This window comes from Mesorhizobium sp. M7D.F.Ca.US.005.01.1.1 (genome assembly GCF_003952545.1).
Lineage (GTDB): Bacteria > Pseudomonadota > Alphaproteobacteria > Rhizobiales > Rhizobiaceae > Mesorhizobium > Mesorhizobium loti.
On sequence record NZ_CP034453.1, the window covers coordinates 3,595,499 to 3,614,847 of the forward strand.

The following is a 19,349-nucleotide window of genomic DNA, read 5'->3' on the forward strand; positions in this document are numbered from 1 at the left end:
TAATGCCGCGAGCCGCCTACAGGTGCCTGTCCCTGCAGGCGCGCGCAAGGGCATGGCGGCGCCAGCCGTTGCGCCAGTTTAGTGCCTTCGGATCAGCCGACGACGCGCAGGTTCGACAATTCGTTGCCGATTTCCTTGAAATCGTTCGACAAGGTGGCGCCGGTCGCATTCCAGAACAGCTTGGCCGGCTTGCTGGCGTCCGTCGGATCCTTGCGGAAGCGTGAGTCCGACGAGCACGATTTCAGCGCATCGATCGCCTGCTTGTCGGACGTATTGGTTGTGGACAGGTCGAGCGCCACCGTCATCACCATGATGTTGGCTGCCTTGGCGTTGTTGCAAAGCGTCGCCATCTGCTGGTTCAGCGCATTGGTATAATTGCCGTTCGAATAGTCGAACTGGCCGATGGCACTCGACGTGCCCAAGAACAGGCGGCCGACCGAAGTGCCGTTGTAGCCGGGGTTAAGATAGCCGTAGGACGCATAGGTCGACTTCGAGCTGGCGGGGTCGGAATAACCCAGCGAGGACGGCGTGTAGTAGGTGTTGGCGCCGTCGGTCAGCACGATCACGACTTTGTCGTTGCCTCTCTCGGTTTCCGGGCGCCCTTGCGTGAACGGCTCGCCGCTCGAAACCACCCGCCAGCCCCAGGCCATGCCCTCGGGAACATTGGTGCCGCCATCCGGCTGCATCAGGTCGATCGCGGCCTTGATAGCGGTAAGCCCATCGGTGACGCTGACGTCGGTCAGTGGCGTGATCGGGTTGGTGGAGCAGCTGTAGCTCGGGCCGTTGCCGGCCGGCAGCGCCGGCGCATCGATCGGCCGCGGCTGGAAATATTTGGCCATGTTGCGCAGCCGGGATTGGCCGGTGCTGCTCGTCGGGTCGTCATTCCACCAGCTGTTCACCGCGCCATAGGCCGTCGGCGCGGCCTCGTCGGGATCCTGGGTGAGCTTCCAATGATTGCCGGGTTCGTCCGGGGCGAACATCGGCACGAACATCGTTGCCGGATCGCCAACCCCTATGCCGGTGTTCGCCGAGCCGCCGGACGGCGCGGCATCGTTGACATTGTAGGGATAGGGCCGGGCCTCGACGCAACCCTGCCAACTGGCGAATGGGCCGTAGGAATCGATGTAGTCATATTCGTCGTGGTTTCGTTTGCAGGTGTTGTTCGAGTTGTATTCGTCGCAAACCACACGCTTGCTGTTGGTGACACGCTCATGGTTGGTGACGACCTTCATATCGCGGTAGAGCGAGAACCGGGTCAGCATCTGGCCCTCGTCGGCACCCCATCCCGAACCGCGCTTGTACCAGATGCCATTGGTCTGCTGGGCGTATTTGGTGGCCGTGTTCAGCGTCGACCAGTCGAAATTCTCGTTCGATACCGGCGACAGGCCTTCGGTATCCATCCAGGACGCATTGCCGTTGCCGGGACCGACATTGACCGATGCGGCAAACGGCACGAGGCCGAACTGCACCGGCCTGTCGACCTGCTTGATCATAGCCGCCTGCAGGGCCAGCGTGTCGACCAGCTGTTTGGCCGCGGTCTTGAGAAGGTCGATGCGCTTTTGCCCAGAGCCCGTTCCGGTCTTGGTCATCGATCCGGAATTGTCGAGCACCAGGGCGACTTCCAGGGTGTTCTTAAGCCGCACTTCCGAAGTGACGTTGAAGCTGATCTTCTGGTTTGCGTCAGTTTCGGATTTGCCGACGAGTTGGCCGAAGACAGGATAGAAATAGGGCTTGTAGTCAAGCCGCGCGCTCATCTTGAGCAGACCCCCGCCGACGGTATTGCTTGGCAAGGTGACGCTGAGCGTCGTGTTGGCGGGATCGACCTTGTTGAGGTTGGCATTGAAGAAGTCGAGCGCATAGGCTCTCAACTGGTCGTCGGTAGCACCTTCCGTCAGCCGGCGCGCCGTGGCGAAGTTGGCGGCATCGAGCGCATTCAACACCGTCTGTTTTTCACGACTCATCTCGGTGAAATCGACCGCGATCGCCAGGCTGCCCATCAGCGGAACCATCGCAACGACCGTCATAAGAGCATAGTTGCCGCGTTTGTCGCGGCAGAACTGACGCCAAAGTTCATGCATGTCTTGCAGCGGCCCCCGCCGACGGATTCTCGGTCGACGCCAGCTTTCCCACAAAACGCTGAAGGCCGTGTTTGGGAAATCGCTCGATTGCAGGGTCGGCACTTCACCAACCGCTAACCAATGGGCACCCTCGCTGACGCTGCGCAGATGCCCGGCGAAAGCTGGTGACAGGCCGGAGCGGTTCGGCTAATCCGAACCGGCTGCGGCGAACCGTCGGTCGCGGCGGTCGCAATGATCATGACTGAAGGAAACGGCATGGCGGATTCGCCTGAAATCATCGGCTCGCTCGAAGACGTGTCGAAAGCCTATTCGGCAATCCTGTGCGATGTCTGGGGCGTGGTGCACAATGGCGAAACGCATTTCCCTGTCGCGGCCTCAGCGCTTGCCAGGGCTCGAGAGGCGGAAATCCCCGTCGTCCTAATCACCAATTCGCCGCGCCGAAGTGCCGATGTCGTAGCGCAGATGAACGCGATCGGTGTTCCATCATCAGCCTACGACCGGGTGGTCACCTCAGGCGACGTGACCCGGGATCTGATCGCCGAAGGTCCGCGCAAGATTTTCCATATCGGCGCCGACCGCGATTTCACGCTCTATGACGGTCTCGACGTCGAGCTTGTCGAGGAGTTCGAGGCGTCCGGCGTCGTCTGCACCGGCCTGTTCGATGACGAGGTCGAGAAGCCCGAGGATTATACCGAGCTTCTGCGGCGGCTGCGCGCCAGGAACCTGCCTTTCATTTGCGCAAATCCCGACATTGTGGTCGAGCGTGGCGAACGCATCATCTGGTGTGCCGGCGCATTGGCACGCGATTATGCCCAGCTCGGTGGCCGCACATTGATCGCCGGAAAACCTTACGCGCCGATCTATAACCTCGCGATGAAGGAGGTTTCGGAGATTCTTGGCCGACCGGTCGAGCGCGGCCAGGTGCTGGCCATCGGCGACGGCGTGATGACCGATGTGAAGGGCGCCGCCGACAATGGCTTCGATGTCCTCTATGTCTCCGGCGGTATCCATGCCCGCGACTATGGCGATGCACTGCAACCGGATCCGGCAAGATTGGCGACCTTCCTGGAAAAGCATGGGTATCGTCCGGTGGCCGTCATTCCCAGACTGCGGTAGGTGACGATGGCAGCCTTCCAGCGCATTCTGGCGACCGCACCGCTGTCCGCAGACCTGCGCGGCGGCGTGGTGGCGATCGGCAATTTCGATGGTGTCCATCGCGGCCATCAGGCGGTGCTCGAGCGGGCCTCGACTGAAGCCCGGCGGCGCGGAGTGCCGGCCTTGGTGCTGACATTCGAACCGCATCCGCGCAAGATCTTCCGGCCTGATATCCCGTTGTTCGTGCTGACGCCGCCGCCGATGAAGGCGCGGCTCCTGTCGCTGCTGGGCTTTGCCGCGCTCGTCGAGCAGCCGTTCACGCGCGACTTCGCCTCGCTGTCGGCGGAAGCATTCGTGACGGATGTGCTGGAAAGGAATCTTGGCATTACCCATGCCGTGACCGGGTTCGATTTCCATTTCGGCAAGGATCGTCAAGGCGGCCCGGCCTACCTGATGGCGGCCGGCGAGCGTCACGGCTTCGGCGTCACGCTCGTCGACGCTTTCCGTGATGAGGGTGCCGAGGTTGTCTCGTCCAGCCGCATCCGCGGGTTGCTGAGCGAGGGCGAGGTGGCCGAGGCGGCCGGACTGCTCGGCTATCGCTTCACCGTCGAAAGCGAAGTGGTCGGCGGACAGCAGCTCGGCCGCACGCTTGGCTTTCCAACCGCGAATATGAGGCTGTCGGCCGAAGCCGCACTCAAGGAGGGCATCTATGCCGTCCGCTTTCGCCGCGCCGACGGCACGCTTCACGACGGTGTCGCCAGCTTTGGCCGTCGCCCGACCGTTGACGACAATGGTGCGCCGCTGCTGGAAACCTTCGTCTTTGATTTCTCCGGTGACCTCTATGGCGAGGTCTGCCAGGTTTCCTTCTTCGGTTTCCTGCGCCCGGAGGTGAAGTTCGAAGGGCTCGATGCGCTGGTCGCGCAGATGAAGCGCGATGAAGCCGAGGCACGCGCGCTGCTTGCCGGCGTCAAGCCGCTATCGGACCTGGATCGCGCCATCGCCTTCTGACGGAATCGCCGAAACTGCGGCGAACTGTGAAGAAGTTCATCGAAGGTGGCCGCCAAAACGCCCAACACTCCTCGATGAAAATCGACCTGTTTGTCTGGAGCGTGGTGCTGGTTTGCGCCGGACTGTTTATCCTCTGCGATGGGCTGAGCGCGCATTGGGGCAAGACCGGCAACGGCCGCAGCCTGGCATATGTCATGCTGCTGTCGCCGCTCTCCTACTCAGTATTCGCTTTTATCAACACAAAGCTGAACCTCGCCGTGACCGGGGCGCTGGTCAACACCATCGTCGTGGCCGGCGCCGCGGTGGTCGGCACCTTTGTCTTTGGCGAAGAACTGTCCTCGACGCAATATCTTGGAATTGCGCTGGCGCTGGTTTCGGTGACGCTGCTCAATCTGACATGACTATTTCTTCAGCGCCAGGCCGACGGCGATGAAGGTCCAGCCCTGGAAGATCAGGTCGATCGCCAGGAAGAGACCCAGCACCCACAGGCTGTTGACCGGCCAGCCCATGGCGATGATCAGGCCGGCAAGCGCGCTGATGACACCGGCCGCGACGACCCAGCCCCAGCCGCGTTCCGGCCGGTGGCTGTAGCCGACCCAGGCCCGGAGCACCCCTGACGCGACCAGGGCGATCGCCAGCAGGAACGTCAGGACCGCTGAAGCAAGTAGCGGATTGTCGAAAGCGAAGAAGCCGGCAACGGCGTAGAGCAGTCCGCTGAGCAGCCAGTAGAAGAAGCGGCTCCAGGTCTTGACGCCGAACGCATGCACGATCTCGATGACACCGGCCATCAGCATCAGCCATCCCACGACATAGACAGAAGCCACCGTGGCGATGAACAGATTGGCGAAGGCAATGCCGCCGAAGATGAGCAGCAGCACGCCGAGCGCGACAAACCACCCCCATTTTGTCCGTGTCTGTTCGATCGCGATTTTCAAGGCGTCGCCGTGCAGGGTCATTGTCGCGGTCTCCATCAAGGGCTACGGGATACTGCCGGATGGAAGCTAGTCCCGGCGCCGGCCAACGTCCAGTCGATGACCAGCAGCGGGATCGCGGCAAACCGTGAGCGGATGTCTCCGGGTTAAATCAAATTTTACCAAACGGCCGTCAAAGCTGTCATCGGTAACCGTGTGTGTTGTGTTAGTGGAGTGGCCATGAGTCCGGTCGGAAGAATCTCTCTGGTGTTGGCCGCTGTGGTGCTGAGCGGCGCGGGTACTGCCAATGCGGGCGAGGGCAGTTGGCTGTCCGGCGATTGGTATCTGACCGTTGGTGCCACCGGCATGGTGGCGCCGAATTTCGAGGGCGGCCAGGAGTACCTGCTCAGCGCCTCGCCGATCATTTCGTTGGGCAAGGCCGGACCGGCGGCACGCTTCACTTCGCGCAACGACAACATCTCGCTGGCGCTGGTCGACGATGGCGGTGTCCGCGCTGGCCTGACCGGCAAGTTCCTGTTTTCCCGTGACGATGACAACGCCGATGAGCTGAAGGGTCTCGATCCGGTGCGCTGGGGCGGCGAGGTCGGCGGTTTCTTCGAATTCTATCCGACCGATTGGCTGCGTGCCCGCGCCGAGCTGCGCCATGGTATTCGCGCTCATAACGGCTTTGTCGCCGACATTGCTGCCGACGCCTTCTACGACGTGACGCCAACCGTGCGGATTTCGGGTGGACCGCGTGTTTCATTCGCCTCGGGCAACTATTTCGACGCCTATTATGGCGTCAATGCGCAGGAAGCCGTGGCCTCGGGCTTGAGCGAATATCATCCCGGTGGCGGCCTGAAATCGACCGGCCTCGGCGGCGCCATAACCTGGAAGGTGACCGAGCCGATGACCGCCAGCCTGTTTGGTGAATATTCGCGCCTGATGGGACCGGCGGCCGATTCCAGCCTGGTCAAGGAACGAGGCGACCGCAATCAGTTCATGATCGGCGTGTCGACCACCTATCGCTTCGATTTCACGATGTAAGTGAATCGAACGAGAGACGCTTTATTCCTGCGCCTATCTCCGCTAAAAGCCGGGGCATGACGAGCTTTTCGCGCCTTTGCCGGCCGACCATACGAATTATAAGCCCGGTGTTCCGGGCGGCCTGAGCGCCGCCGGAGCCGCCGGGAATCTTGGCGTGCGCCCTCGCGCTTTTTCCAAATCATCAGGCATGTCGCCCAAAAGTGGCCCCGGTTTTGGGAAAACGACATGCTCAAAAAGTATAGTTCAACGCCCGAGCTCCTTTGCCGCCGGGCAATGCACATGGCAGACCAATGACCGATACCGCTGAAACGATCGATTATTCCAAGACGCTTTACCTGCCGCAGACGGATTTTCCGATGCGCGCCGGCTTGCCCGAGAAGGAGCCGCTGCTGGTCAAGCGCTGGCAGGACATGGACCTCTACCGCAAGCTGCGCGAGGATGCTGCCGGCCGCACGAAATACGTGCTGCATGACGGCCCGCCCTACGCCAACGGCAACATCCATATCGGCCATGCGCTGAACAAGATCCTCAAGGACGTCATCACCCGCTCGTTCCAGATGCGCGGCTATGACTCGAACTATGTGCCGGGCTGGGACTGCCATGGCCTGCCGATCGAATGGAAGATCGAGGAGCAGTACCGCGCCAAGGGCAAGAACAAGGACGAGGTGCCGGTCAACGAATTCCGCAAGGAATGCCGTGAGTTCGCCGCGCATTGGATCACGGTGCAGGGCGATGAGTTCCAGCGGCTCGGCGTCATCGGCGACTTCAAGAATCCCTATACGACGATGGCTTTCCATGCCGAATCGCGCATTGCCGGCGAACTTTTGAAATTCGCCATGTCGGGCCAGCTCTACCGCGGTTCCAAGCCGGTCATGTGGAGCGTGGTCGAGCGCACGGCACTGGCCGAGGCCGAGGTCGAGTACCAGGATTATGAGTCCGACACGATCTGGGCGAAGTTTCCGGTCGCCAGCCTGGTCCGTCCCATCGATGATGGTGAGACCAAACTGACGGAGGGAGCCCTCGACCTGCTCCAGGGCCACGTCGTCATCTGGACGACGACGCCCTGGACCATCCCCGGCAACCGCGCCGTCAACTATTCGCCGCGCATCAGCTACGGCCTCTACGAGGTGACGGCGGCCGAGAACGCGTTTGGCCCGCAGCCGGGCGAAAAGCTGATCTTTGCCGACGCACTGGCCGAGGACGCCTCGGCCAAGGCCAAGGTCACCTTGAATCGTCTCCGCACCGTTTCGGCGCAAGAGCTTGGAAGCCTTACGCTTTCGCATCCGTTCAAGGGCTTTGGCGGCGGCTACGAATTTGCCGTTCCGATGCTCGCCGGCGACCATGTCACCGACGATGCCGGCACCGGCTTCGTCCACACCGCGCCCGGCCACGGCCGCGAGGATTTTGACGCCTGGATGGATGCGGCGGCGGATCTGCGCGCACGCGACATCGACAGCGCCATCCCGTTCACCGTCGACGATGGCGGTTTCTTCACCAAGGACGCGCCGGGTTTTGGCCCGGATCGCGAGGGTGGGCCGGCGCGTGTCATCGACGACAACGGCAAGAAGGGCAACGCCAACCAGGCGGTCATCGACGAGCTGATCAAGCGCAACGCGCTGTTCGCGCGGGGTCGGCTGAAACACTCCTATCCGCATTCCTGGCGGTCGAAGAAGCCGATCATCTTCCGCAACACGCCGCAATGGTTTGTCTACATGGACAAGGACCTCGGCGACGGCTCGACGTTGCGCAGCCGCGCGCTGAAGGCGATCGACGACACCCGTTTCGTGCCCGCGGCCGGCCAGAACCGCATCCGCGCCATGATCGAGGAGCGCCCGGACTGGGTGCTGTCGCGCCAGCGCGCCTGGGGCGTGCCGATCGTCGTCTTCGCCGATGCCGATGGCAATGTGCTGAAGGACGAGGCGGTCAACCAGCGCATCATGGGCGCCTTCGAACAGGAGGGCGCCGACGCCTGGTTCGCCGCCGGCGCCAAGGAGCGTTTCCTCGGCAATCACGATGCGTCGAAATGGAAGCAGGTGATGGACATCCTCGACGTCTGGTTCGATTCGGGCTCGACGCACGCCTTCACGCTGGAAGATCGTCCTGACCTGAAATGGCCGGCCGACGTCTATCTCGAAGGCTCCGACCAGCATCGCGGCTGGTTCCACTCCTCGCTGCTGGAAAGCTGCGGCACCAGGGGCAGGGCGCCTTACGACACCGTCGTCACCCATGGTTTCACCATGGATGAGGATGGCCGCAAGATGTCGAAGTCGCTCGGCAACACCGTCGTGCCGCAGGATGTCATCAAGCAGTCGGGGGCCGACATCCTGCGTCTGTGGGTGGTGACGACTGATTACTGGGAGGACCAGCGGCTCGGCAAGAACGTGCTGCAGACCAACATCGACGCCTATCGCAAGCTGCGCAACACTATCCGCTGGATGCTGGGCACGCTCGCCCATGACGATGGCGAGGAGGTGCCGCCGGGGAAGATGCCGGAGCTGGAGCGGCTGATGCTGCACCGGCTGGCCGAACTCGATGAGGTCGTGCGCGCGGGCTACGACGCTTTCGAATTCAAGCGCGTCACTCGCATGCTGCTCGATTTCATGGTGGTCGAACTATCGGCGTTCTATTTCGACATCCGCAAGGACGCGCTCTACTGTGACGCGCCGTCGAGCCTAAAACGCAAGGCTTCGGTGCAAGTGGTGCGCCATCTCTTCGATTGCCTGGTGAAATGGCTGGCGCCAATGCTGCCCTTCACCATGGAAGAGGCCTGGCTCGATCGTCATCCCGACGCCGTCTCGGTGCATCTCGACCAGTTCCCGCAAATCCCGGCGGACTGGAAGAATGAGGCGCTGGCGGAAAAGTGGCGCAAGGTGCGGCAGGTGCGGCGTGTCGTCACCGGCGCGCTGGAGATCGCGCGCGCCCAGAAGGTGATAGGGTCGTCGCTGGAAGCAGTGCCGGTCGTCACCATCAACGATGCAGCGCTCGAAGCGGCGATATCCGATGTCGACATGGCCGAGATGGCGATCACCAGCGATCTGGTGATCGCTCATGGCGAAGCGCCTGTGGGTGCCTTCACGCTTGACGACGTCAGGGGTGTCGCCGTGGTGGTCGAAAAGGCCGAGGATCGCGGCCTCGTGAAATGCGCACGGTCCTGGCGCTACACCGCCGATGTCGGCCAGGATCCGGAATTTCCGGATGTTTCGGCGCGCGATGCGGCGGTACTGCACGAATTGAAGGCGCTTGGCCGGCTTTAACAGGCCGGCCGGCCAGCTTGATCGGTGCACAAATGCCACGCCGGGCGGGCGAAAACCGCCCGCGCGTTGCCCTTAACGAGTGGTTGAGGTAAACACGCGAAACTCCGGAAGACAAATTGTCGCCGGATTTCCGTCGCAAGTGCTTGGACGATGGGGACCGGTCATAAGGCCGGTGGCAATCGAGAGGCTGTCTACAGTGGGACTTTTTGGCATGACCGAGAGATATAACGTGCGCCTGGCGCTGCTGGCGCCGCTTGTCGCATCGGGCCTCGCTTTGTCCGGCTGCATGGGGTCTCCGACCTATGGCACCGACAAGACCGCCGGCGAACAGCTGGCCGGCGATATTTCGGGCGCCTTTTCGTTCGCGCCGAAGCGCAAGGAACAGATCGACTACAAGCCGCGCCCGACGCTGGTGAAGCCGGCGCCAGGCCAGAAGGAAGCGCTGCCGGCGCCGCAGGACAGCATCGAGACGGCAAGCGCCGAATGGCCCGAATCGCCCGAGCAGCGCCGCGCCCGCTTGCGCGCCGACGCCACCGCCCATCAGAACGATCCGGCCTATCAGTCGGAGATCGTCGACGACGTGCAGACCGATCCGGCCTCGGTGAAGAAGGCGATGGCGGATTCAGGTTCGAGCCACCCGCCGGCGTGGACACCCGCTGATTCCGACAAGGGTCGTGCCGCCGAGATCCAGCGCCGCCTCGCCGATAGCAAGCAGGGTGACCCGAACACCCGCAAATATCTCAGCGAACCGCCGGTGCAGTATCGTGTAGCAGCTGGCACAGCGCCGCAGAATGAGCTTGGTGAGGACGAGTACAAGAAGGAACGTCGTCTCAAGAAAGAGGCGGAAGGCAAGAAGGGCAGCGGCTGGTTCGACTGGATGCCGTCCTTGTAAAAACTGCCCCTTTGTTGTTTCTTGCCGAAGGGCGCCCGGTTCAGCCGCGCCGTTCCCGGAAAAATCCTTTGAGTAGCACGGCCGCTTCGGTCTCGCCGATGCCCGGATAGATGTCGGGCGTGTGGTGGCAGGTCGGCGAGGCGAAGAAGCGCAGGCCATTGACCACCGCACCGCCCTTGTCGTCGGCGGCGCCGAAATAGAGCCGCCGCAGCCGGGCGAAGGAAATGGCGCCGGCGCACATGGCGCAAGGCTCAAGCGTCACATAGAGATCATGGCCGGTGAGCCGCTCGGCCGACAGCTTGCGGCAGGCTTCGCGGATGACCAGCATCTCGGCATGCGCCGTCGGGTCGGCAAGTTCGCGTGTGCGGTTGCCGGCACTGGCGACAACGCCATCGGCGTTGGCGATGACGGCGCCGACCGGCACTTCGCCACGCAAGGCGGCAGCTTCGGCCTCCTTCAGCGCCAGCGCCATGAAATCGGGCCGCTTCACGCGATTTCCATTCCGATTATCTCCTCGCCACTCGCTGGAGCAAGTCCGTTTCAGAATGAACCGCACTTGCTCCAGGCTTTTGGTTTTCGTTTGTCCTTTCGGAAAAACCGGTCACCACTTTTCCCTGACAAACTCTGGTGATCCTGTTATTGAGCGCATGACCTCGAAAATCGGACTCGGTTTTCGGAAATGATCATGCGCCACATCAAAAATGCTACAGCGTTCGTTGCGCGCCCAAAAGGATGCGCCACGCTGTAGCAGCGCAAACGGACAAAGGCCACATGGACGACAACGACAAGAAATTCCGACCCAAGAAGGGTCCGGTCAGAAGCGGCTCGAAAGCCGCGGCACCGCGCAGCCGTGATGGCGCCGCCGGCAAAGGCGGCAAGCCGTCCTTTGGCGCCAAGAAACCTTACGCACCGCGTGGCGATCGGCCGATGGCTGCCGATAGCGAGCGGCCGAAGCGCGACTTCAAGGGCGGTGACAAGCCATTCAGCAAAGGTCCGCGCCCCGAAGGCAAGCCTTTTGAGAAGCGTGAGGGGCCACGCAAGCCCTACGCACCGCGCGGCGACCGCCCGGTGGCCGCTGAAGGCGAGCGCAAGCCGTATGAGAAGCGTGAGGGGCCACGCAAGCCCTACGCACCGCGCGGCGACCGCCCGGTGGCCGCTGAAGGCGAGCGCAAGCCGTATGAGAAGCGTGAGGGGCCACGCAAGCCTTATGCGCCACGTGGCGACCGTCCGGTGGCCGCTGAAGGTGAGCGCAAGCCCTATGAGAAGCGCGAAGGCCCACGCAAGCCCTACGCACCGCGCGGCGACCGCCCGGTGGCCGCTGAGGGCGAGCGCAAGCCCTATGAAAAGCGCGAAGGGCCGCACAAACCTTATGCACCGCGCGGCGACCGGCCAATGGCGGCCGAAGGCGAGCGCAAGCCCTATGAAAAGCGCGAAGGGCCGCGCAAACCCTATGCACCGCGTGGCGACCGGCCGGCTGCGGCGGCAGAGGGCGGCGAAAAGCGCTTCGACCGTCCCAAGCGTGATTTTAGCGACCGCGCGCCGCGCGACGCCGGCGATCGACCGAAGCGTGACTTCGCTGACCGTCCCAAGCGCGACTTTGGCGATCGGCCGCAAGGCGCATCAGGCGGTAGCTTCAAGCCGCGCCCGCGTCCCGCGGATGCGACGGAAGAGGCAGGCGAACGCATCGCCAAGCGGCTGGCCCGCGCCGGCCTGGCCTCGCGCCGCGACGCCGAGGAACTGATCGCCGCCGGCCGCGTCAAGGTCAATGGCCGCGCCCTGACCTCGCCGGCCTTCAACGTCATGCCTGATGACATCATCCATCTCGACGGTATGGAAATCCCGCCAATCGAGCGCACCCGCCTGTTCCTGTTCCACAAGCCGGCCGGTGTCGTCACCACCAACCGCGATCCCGAGGGCCGCAAGACCGTCTTCGACGTGCTGCCGGCTGAATTGCCGCGGCTGATGACCATCGGCCGGCTGGATATCAACACCGAAGGCCTGCTTCTGCTCACCAACGATGGCGGCCTGTCGCGCGTGCTCGAACTGCCGGCCACTGGCTGGCTGCGCCGCTACCGCGTGCGCGTCCACGGCAAGGTCGAGGAGAGCGCGCTTGCCGGCCTGCGTGAAGGCATTGCCGTCGACGGCGTGTTTTACGGCGCCATCGAAGCGACGCTCGACCGTGAGCAAGGCACCAATGCCTGGCTGACGATCGGCCTGCGCGAGGGCAAGAACCGCGAAGTCAGGAACATCCTCGGCTCGCTTGGCCTCGACGTGACGCGGCTGATCCGCATTTCCTACGGCCCGTTCCAGCTTGATGACCTCGCCGAGGGCCATGTGCTGGAGATCAAGGGCAGGGTGCTGCGCGACCAGCTTGGCGAGCGCCTGGTCGAGGAATCAGGCGCCAATTTCGACGCCGATGTCACCAAACCGTTTTCCAACAAGCCGGTGCGGCGCACCGAAATCCGCGAGCCGGAGCCGGAACGGCCGAAATTCACCCGTGACGGCGAGCGCCGTCCGATCGGCGAGGGCGGGTTGATCAAGAACCGCAAACGCCGCGAAGGCAGTCGCGACGAAGCGCTGGGCAAGCTGTCGACAAGCCCCGACAGAAGCGCGGGATCCGAGAAGAGCTTTGGCGAGCGCGGTCCGCGGCCCGAACGCAGCTTTGGCGACAAACCCCGCGGCAATTTTGGCGACAAGCCGCGCGGCGGCTTCGGCGACAAGCCTCGTGGTGCTTTTGGCGGTAAGCCGGGCGGCGGCATGAAATCCGAGCGCGAGCAACGGCCGATCGAGCCACCTGGCCAGCGCAAGGCCAATGTCTGGATGGCACCGGGCGCGCGGCCGATCGGCAAGGGCAGGGCAGAAGCCGACGCCGCCAAGGCGGCTGACGCCAAGGCGCGCAAGGCGTCGTTCAAGCCGTCCTATGGCAAACCCGCCGGTGCAAAGCCGTTCGGAAAGCCGCGCGGCGAGCGTCCGGGCGGTGCTGGCGGCGAGCGGCCGCGCAGTGGTCCCAAAGGTCCCAGAACGAGATGAGGCCTAAAGCGAGATGAGAATCGTCGGCGGTGAGTTTCGCGGGCGTCCCTTGGCGACGCCTCGCTCAAGCGCCATCCGTCCGACGACCGATCGCACCCGCGAGGCGGTCTTCAACGTGCTGGCGCATCGCTTTGCCGAGCAATTGGATGGCGCGCGCGTGCTCGACCTGTTCGCCGGCACCGGCGCCCTTGGGCTCGAAGCACTGTCGCGCGGCGCGTCCTACGGCGTCTTCATCGAGGAATCGGCCGAAGGCCGTGGCCTGATCCGCGACAATGTCGAGGCCTTCGGCCTGACCGGTCGCACCAAGATCTTTCGCCGCGACGCCACCGGCCTTGGCGAGGCCGGCACGTTGGCGCCGTTCGGCCTTGTCTTCGCCGACCCGCCCTATGGCAAGGGCCTTGGCGAGCGCGCCCTGCAGTCGGCGAAGGCCGGCGGCTGGCTCCGCCCTGGCGCGCTGTGTGTGGTCGAGGAGGCCGCGGCGGCGCCCTTCGAGCCAGGCCCAGGCTTTTCCGTGCTGGACGAACGCAACTATGGCGAGACTGTCATCCGCTTCATCGAGGCAGCCTGATACGACTTGCATCCATAGCCGGTATCCACGGCCGGCCTCTTTGCCGCCGCCTTTGCCGGCGCATGATCAACAATTCACTTTGCTTGTCGTCCAGACCCTGCCTATCGTCCTGCCAAGAAAACCGGAGCCATTGATGACATCCAAGGCTGAATGGCTGCGCGCAACGCTGCTGGCGACGTCGCTGGCTTTCACTGTCACCAGCCCGGCGCTGGCCGAGAGCGCGCCGGACGCGTTCAAGGTCACGGATTTCCTGCTCGACAACGGCATGGAGGTCGTCGTCATTCCCGACCATCGTGCACCGATCGTCACCCATATGGTGTGGTACAAGATCGGCAGCGCCGACGAGCCGCCGGGCAAATCGGGCATCGCGCATTTCTTCGAGCATCTGATGTTCAAGGCGACGACCCACCATGCGGCGGGCGAGTTCGACCGCGCCATCTCCGATATCGGCGGCTCCAACAACGCCTTCACCTCTTACGACTACACGGCCTTCCACGAGACGGTGGCGCCGTCCGCGCTCGAGCTGATGATGAGCTTCGAGGCCGACCGCATGCGCAACCTCATCCTCACCGACGATGTCATCAAGACCGAGCGCGATGTCATCCTCGAGGAGCGCCGCTCGCGCATCGACAACAATCCCGAGGCCGTGCTGGACGAGGAGGTCGATGCCACGCTGTGGCAGAACCAGCCCTATCGCATTCCGGTTATCGGCTGGATGCAGGAGATGCAGCAGCTGAACCGCACCGACGCGACCGCCTTCTATGACAAATACTACCGGCCCAACAACGCCGTGCTGATCGTGGCCGGCGATGTCGAGCCGGACACGGTACGGGCGCTGGCCGAAAAGACCTATGGCAAGGTGGCGCGCGGCCCCGATCTGCCGCCCCGCATCCGCCCGGTCGAACCGGAGCAGAACACCAAGCGCACGGTGACGCTCTCCGATGCCCGCGTCAGCGTGCCGAGTTTTTCCACGCAGTGGGTGGTGCCATCCTATCATTCCGGCAAACCGGGTGAGGCCGAAGCGCTTGACCTGCTGGCGGAAATCCTCGGCGGCGGCAATCGCAGCCGGCTCTACCAGGCGCTCGTTGTCCAGCAAGGCATCGCTTCCAGCGCCGGCGCCTATTTCCAGGGCACCATGCTCGACGACACCAATTTCACCGTCTATGGCGCGCCGCGCGGCGATGCCAAAATCTCAGACGTCGAAGCGGCGGTCGATGCGGAAGTGGCACGCATCGTCAGGGATGGCGTCACCGCAGACGAGTTGGACAAGGCCAAGGACCGCTATGTCAGGTCGATGATCTTTGCCCGCGACAAGCAGGATTCGATGGCCAACATCTATGGCTCGACGCTTGCCACCGGCGGCAATGTGCAGGACGTCCAGCAATGGCCGGACCGCATCCGCAAGGTCACATCAGACGAGGTCAAGGCCGTCGCCGCGCGCTATCTGGTGCTCGCCCGGTCGACGACCGGCTATCTCTTGCCGCAGCAACAGGCGGGGAATTGATGATGAAGAGCACGAACGCGATGCGCGCACGCGCCCCTCTCGCTACCCTTTTCCTCTCCGTCCTCTTCCTGGTCCTGCCGGTACTCACAGCGCGTGCCATGGACATCCAGCAGGTCACCTCGCCAAAAGGCATCACCGCCTGGCTGGTGGAGGACTATTCCGTGCCGATCGTCGCCATCCGCTTCGTCTTCGGCGGCGGCTCGACGCAGGACCCAGTCGGCAAGGAGGGCTTGGCCAATCTGATGACCGGTCTGTTCGATGAAGGCGCCGGCCCGCTCGACAGTGAAGGCTTCCAGATCAAGCTCGACGATGCCGGCGCCGAGATGAGTTTCGACGAAAGCCGTGACGGCATCTACGGCTCCATGCGCATGCTGGCCGAGCAGCGCGACGAGGCGTTCGAGCTGTTGCGGCTCGCGGTCAACCAGCCGCGCTTCGACCAAGCGCCGATCGACCGCATCCGCGCCCAGATCCTGTCCGGCATCATCGCCGGCGAGAACGATCCCGACACGGTCGCGCAGAGCAAATGGGCGCGCGCCCTCTATGGCGACCATCCCTATTCCCGCTCCGATCAGGGCACCAAGGAGAGCATAGCCACCATCACGCCGGATGATCTGAAAGCCTTTCACAAAGCGGTGTTCGCGCGTGGTGGGCTGCATGTCGCCGTCGTCGGCGCCATCGACCCTGAGACGCTCAAGAAGAAGCTCGACATGGTGTTCGGCGACCTGCCGCAAAACCAGGCGCTCGCCCCCGTGGCCGATATCGACCCAAAGCTGGCGCAGCATGTCGAGGTCGACTACGACCTGCCGCAGACCTCCCTGCAGCTCGCTTTTCCCGGCGTGAAGCGCAAGGCGCCGGATTTCTTTCCCGCCGTGCTGATGAACGAGATTCTCGGCGGCGGCACCTTCACCTCGCGCCTGTTCCAGGAGGTGCGCGAAAAGCGCGGGCTGGCCTACAGCGTCAACTCCTCGCTGATCAACCAGGACCACGCCAGCGCGCTGATCGTCAGCACCGGGACGCGGTCGGACCGGGCGGCCGAGACGCTGGGCATCGTCCGCGACGTGGTCAAGCAACTGGCCGAGCAAGGCCCGACCGAAGCGGAGCTGGCGGCAACCAAGAAATATTTGACCGGCGCCTATGCCATCAACAATCTGGACTCGTCGAGTTCCATTGCCTCGACTTTGGTCGAGCTGCAGCTCGACGATCTCGGCATCGACTACATGCAGCGCCGCGCCGGCTACATCAACGCGGTGACGCTCGATCAGGTCAAGGCGGCGGCGAAGAAGCTGCTGTCGGCCGAGCCGACCATCATGGTCATAGGACCGAAACTGGTCGGAGCCGGCAAGGGATGAGCCCGACGTTTGGCATTGCCTTCGGCGGCGGCGGCGCGCGAGGGTTGGCGCATATCCATGTCATCGAGGCGCTTGACGAACTGGGCATAAGGCCGGTGGCCATTGCCGGCTCGTCGATCGGCGCCATCATGGGTGCCGGCATGGCCGCCGGCATGACCGGCAAGGACATCCACGACTATGCCCGCTCGATTCTCGGCCGCCGCGCCGAAGTGGCGAGCCGCATGTGGCGGGCACGGCCTGGCACGATCGCCGAAGCCATGCAGGGCGGCATCCGCGTCAGCCAGTTCAATGTCGAGCGCATCCTGAAGGCCTTTCTGCCCGAGGCCATCCCCGAAACCTTTGCCGAACTCAAGATCCCGCTCAAGGTAACGGCGACAGACTATTTCGGCCACAAGCTCGCCGTGTTCGACGACGGCGATTTGCACTCCGCACTTGCAGCGTCAGCGGCCATACCCGCCGTGTTCCGTCCCGTGACGCGCGACGGCAGGCTGCTGATCGACGGCGGCATCTACAACCCCGTGCCGTTCGACCTGATCGAAAACGATGCCGACATCATCATCGGCGTCGACGTGGTCGGCGCGCCGGAAGAGGTCGACCGCAAACAGCCGACCTCCGTCGATCTGATGTTCGGCGCGACACAGCTGATGATGCAGTCGATCATCGCCAACAAGCTGAAGCAATCCCGACCCGACATCCTGGTCCGCCCGGCTGTATCAAAGTTCCGCGTGCTCGATTTCCTGAAGATCGACGCCTTGATGAACGAGACGGTCGATATCAAGGACGAGCTGAAGCGGCAGGTGGAGAAGGTGCTGGAGGCGAGGAGCAGCAAACGCAAAAGCGGCAAGCGGATCGCCAGCTGAGCTGTCGTTCGATCCCTGCAGATCACTTGAGATGACTTGGAAGATCAGTTCGGAAGACGATCCGGTATCGTCTCCCGACCCATCGCATGATCTTCGTTCAGGCGCTTTCGTCCAACCAGACATTCTCGAAATTCTGTTCGAAGGTCGGGTGGATGCCGTAGTTCTTCACCGACTTCGTCGAGTGGTTGTAAATCTTGCGCCAATAGGGCTGGATGATGATACCCGAGCTCTGCAGGATCTTCTCGATGTCGACCATCAGTTCGCGCCGCTTGTCGACGTCGGCGACGGTCAGCGCCTTGGCGATCTTCTCGTCCAGTTCCTTGTTGGAATAGGCGGACTCATTCCACGATTCGCCGGTGCGATAGGCGAGCGCGATGACCTGCACGCCGAGCGGACGCATGTTCCAGTTGGTCATCGAGAACGGGTATTTCGTCCAGTCGTTCCAGAAGGTGGAACCCGGCAGGACCGTGCGCTTGACCTTGAAGCCGGCCTCGCGGAGCTGGGCTGCGATCGAATCGGCAGTGTTCTTGTGCCAGTCTTGGTCGAGCCCGATCAGTTCGTGCTCGAACTCCATCTGGCCGGCCTCGGTCATCAAGGCCTTGGCCTTGGCGATGTCTCGCGACACTTTTGGCAGCTCGGCATATTCGGGATGGATGGCGCAGACGTGATGGTTTTCGCCGAGCGTGCCGGCATCGCCATAGCCAAGCTTCAGCACGGTCGCATTGTCGACGGCAAGCTGGATCGCCTGGCGCACCTTCTGGTCGTCGTAAGGCTTGTTGTTGACGTTGGTGCGCGCCACGATGGTGTTGGCCGTCACCACCTCATGCTTGACCAAGCCCATCTTGTCGAGGATGGAGACATAGTCCGCTGTCGTCTCGTAGTTGGTGTTGACCTCGCCGGATTCGAAGGCGCTGATCATCGCGTTGGCCTCGGTGCCGTAGTCGATGAACTCGATGCCATCGAGATGCGCCTCGCCGCCCCACCATTTGCCGTTGACGCGGCGCTTCAGCACGACTTTCGAGCCGACATCGTAGGACACCAGTTCGAACGGTCCGGTGCCGATCGGATTCTTCACGAAATTGCTGCCCATCTTCTCATAGTCGCGGTGCACGACCAGCGCCGGATAATCGGAGAAGCCGGCAATGATCGAGATGTCGGAGTCCGGCAGCTTCAGCTTGATCGTGTAGTCGTCGACCTTGACGATGGCGCCGGCAAGCAGCTTGCCGGTCTTGGCATCGATGAGCGCGCCCATGCGTGCCGCCATCGAATTGCCCTCGGCCGACTTGTCGCACCAGCGCGTCAGGTTGAAGACCACGTCGTCGGCGTTGAAATCGTCGCCATTGTTCCATGTGACGCCCTGGCGAACCTTGAGCGTGTATTCGGTGGCGTCGTCGTTGATTTCCCAGCTCTCGAGCAGGATCGGCTTGAAGGTGAATTCGTTGGTGTATTTGACCAGCGGTTCCAGCGTTTGCCGAGTGACGTTGGCCATTTCCGACCAGTCATAGGTCCGCGGATCCTTCTGTTCCTTGACGCTGGTCGCGACTTTCAGCACGCCGCCCTTTTTCGGCTCCTCGGCCCGCGCAACCGTCGGCGCGGCGAGGCCAAGCATTGCGTAGGCGGCTGCGGTCGTTGCGCCGAATGCGCTGGCAATCGCCAGGAACTCGCGACGGTCGACCGCGCCTGCCTTGGCGCTCTCGGCCATCGCCGTGACGAAATCAGGAATGCGGCCGCCATTGCTCTTGGACATTGTCAT

Annotated in this window: 15 protein-coding genes; 11 read left to right on the plus strand and 4 right to left on the minus strand. The window is 63.1% G+C overall.

The genetic code is table 11. The annotated features are described in order from the left end of the window. Window positions 1–92: 92 nt before the first annotated feature. Window positions 93–2,078 (minus strand): TadE/TadG family type IV pilus assembly protein, encoded by a 1,986-nt coding sequence (locus EJ076_RS17220; protein ID WP_164548667.1) that lies wholly within the window; start codon window positions 2,076–2,078, stop codon window positions 93–95. Window positions 2,079–2,333: 255 nt separating this feature from the next. On the opposite strand from EJ076_RS17220, the gene EJ076_RS17225 reads away from it, so the two are divergent. The 3 genes from EJ076_RS17225 (at window position 2,334) to EJ076_RS17235 (ending at window position 4,582) form a co-directional block, all read left to right on the plus strand. Continuing rightward, window positions 2,334–3,194 (plus strand): TIGR01459 family HAD-type hydrolase, encoded by an 861-nt coding sequence (locus tag EJ076_RS17225; protein ID WP_164548668.1) that lies wholly within the window; start codon window positions 2,334–2,336, stop codon window positions 3,192–3,194. Window positions 3,195–3,200: 6 nt separating this feature from the next. Beyond that, the gene (locus EJ076_RS17230; RefSeq protein WP_126068687.1) at window positions 3,201–4,181 is read left to right on the plus strand and encodes a bifunctional riboflavin kinase/FAD synthetase; all 981 of its coding nucleotides are present in this window, start codon (window positions 3,201–3,203) and stop codon (window positions 4,179–4,181) included. 74 nt (window positions 4,182–4,255) lie between these two features. After that, window positions 4,256–4,582, plus strand: coding sequence for a hypothetical protein (locus EJ076_RS17235; protein ID WP_126068688.1), 327 nt, complete (start codon window positions 4,256–4,258; stop codon window positions 4,580–4,582). Here EJ076_RS17235 and EJ076_RS17240 read toward each other — a convergent pair whose 3' ends face one another. Further along, window positions 4,583–5,137: an HdeD family acid-resistance protein gene (locus tag EJ076_RS17240; RefSeq protein WP_126068689.1), complete on the minus strand. Its 555-nt coding sequence runs from the start codon at window positions 5,135–5,137 to the stop codon at window positions 4,583–4,585. 195 nt (window positions 5,138–5,332) lie between these two features. On the opposite strand from EJ076_RS17240, the gene EJ076_RS17245 reads away from it, so the two are divergent. The 3 genes from EJ076_RS17245 to EJ076_RS17255 all read left to right on the plus strand — a co-directional run bounded on the left by EJ076_RS17245 (window position 5,333) and on the right by EJ076_RS17255 (window position 10,285). Further along, complete coding sequence (locus EJ076_RS17245; protein ID WP_126068690.1) at window positions 5,333–6,139, plus strand: MipA/OmpV family protein; 807 nt, start codon at window positions 5,333–5,335, stop codon at window positions 6,137–6,139. 290 nt (window positions 6,140–6,429) lie between these two features. Next, complete coding sequence (gene ileS / locus EJ076_RS17250; RefSeq protein WP_126068691.1) at window positions 6,430–9,393, plus strand: isoleucine--tRNA ligase; 2,964 nt, start codon at window positions 6,430–6,432, stop codon at window positions 9,391–9,393. A 211-nt stretch (window positions 9,394–9,604) separates the two neighbouring features. Further along, a complete protein-coding gene (locus EJ076_RS17255; protein WP_109663115.1) occupies window positions 9,605–10,285 on the plus strand; it encodes a hypothetical protein in 681 nt (226 codons plus the stop codon). A 40-nt stretch (window positions 10,286–10,325) separates the two neighbouring features. On the opposite strand, the gene EJ076_RS17260 is transcribed toward EJ076_RS17255, so the two are convergent. Next, window positions 10,326–10,775: a nucleoside deaminase gene (locus EJ076_RS17260; RefSeq protein ID WP_126068692.1), complete on the minus strand. Its 450-nt coding sequence runs from the start codon at window positions 10,773–10,775 to the stop codon at window positions 10,326–10,328. 281 nt (window positions 10,776–11,056) lie between these two features. Between EJ076_RS17260 and EJ076_RS17265 the strand changes: the two genes are divergently transcribed. The 5 genes from EJ076_RS17265 (at window position 11,057) to EJ076_RS17285 (ending at window position 17,596) form a co-directional block, all read left to right on the plus strand. Continuing rightward, a complete protein-coding gene (locus EJ076_RS17265; protein WP_126068693.1) occupies window positions 11,057–13,315 on the plus strand; it encodes a pseudouridine synthase in 2,259 nt (752 codons plus the stop codon). A gap of 13 nt (window positions 13,316–13,328) precedes the next feature. Next, entirely contained in the window at window positions 13,329–13,883 is a 555-nt protein-coding gene (gene rsmD, locus EJ076_RS17270) for a 16S rRNA (guanine(966)-N(2))-methyltransferase RsmD (protein WP_126068694.1), read from the plus strand. Between the two features lie 133 nt (window positions 13,884–14,016). Then, entirely contained in the window at window positions 14,017–15,387 is a 1,371-nt protein-coding gene (locus EJ076_RS17275) for a pitrilysin family protein (RefSeq protein WP_126068695.1), read from the plus strand. After that, window positions 15,387–16,736: a pitrilysin family protein gene (locus EJ076_RS17280; protein ID WP_126068696.1), complete on the plus strand. Its 1,350-nt coding sequence runs from the start codon at window positions 15,387–15,389 to the stop codon at window positions 16,734–16,736. Before EJ076_RS17275 ends, EJ076_RS17280 begins: the two co-directional genes overlap by 1 nt. Next, the gene (locus EJ076_RS17285) at window positions 16,733–17,596 is read left to right on the plus strand and encodes a patatin-like phospholipase family protein (protein ID WP_109663126.1); all 864 of its coding nucleotides are present in this window, start codon (window positions 16,733–16,735) and stop codon (window positions 17,594–17,596) included. Before EJ076_RS17280 ends, EJ076_RS17285 begins: the two co-directional genes overlap by 4 nt. 97 nt (window positions 17,597–17,693) lie before the next feature. On the opposite strand, the gene EJ076_RS17290 is transcribed toward EJ076_RS17285, so the two are convergent. After that, a complete protein-coding gene (locus tag EJ076_RS17290) occupies window positions 17,694–19,349 on the minus strand; it encodes an ABC transporter substrate-binding protein (protein ID WP_126068697.1) in 1,656 nt (551 codons plus the stop codon).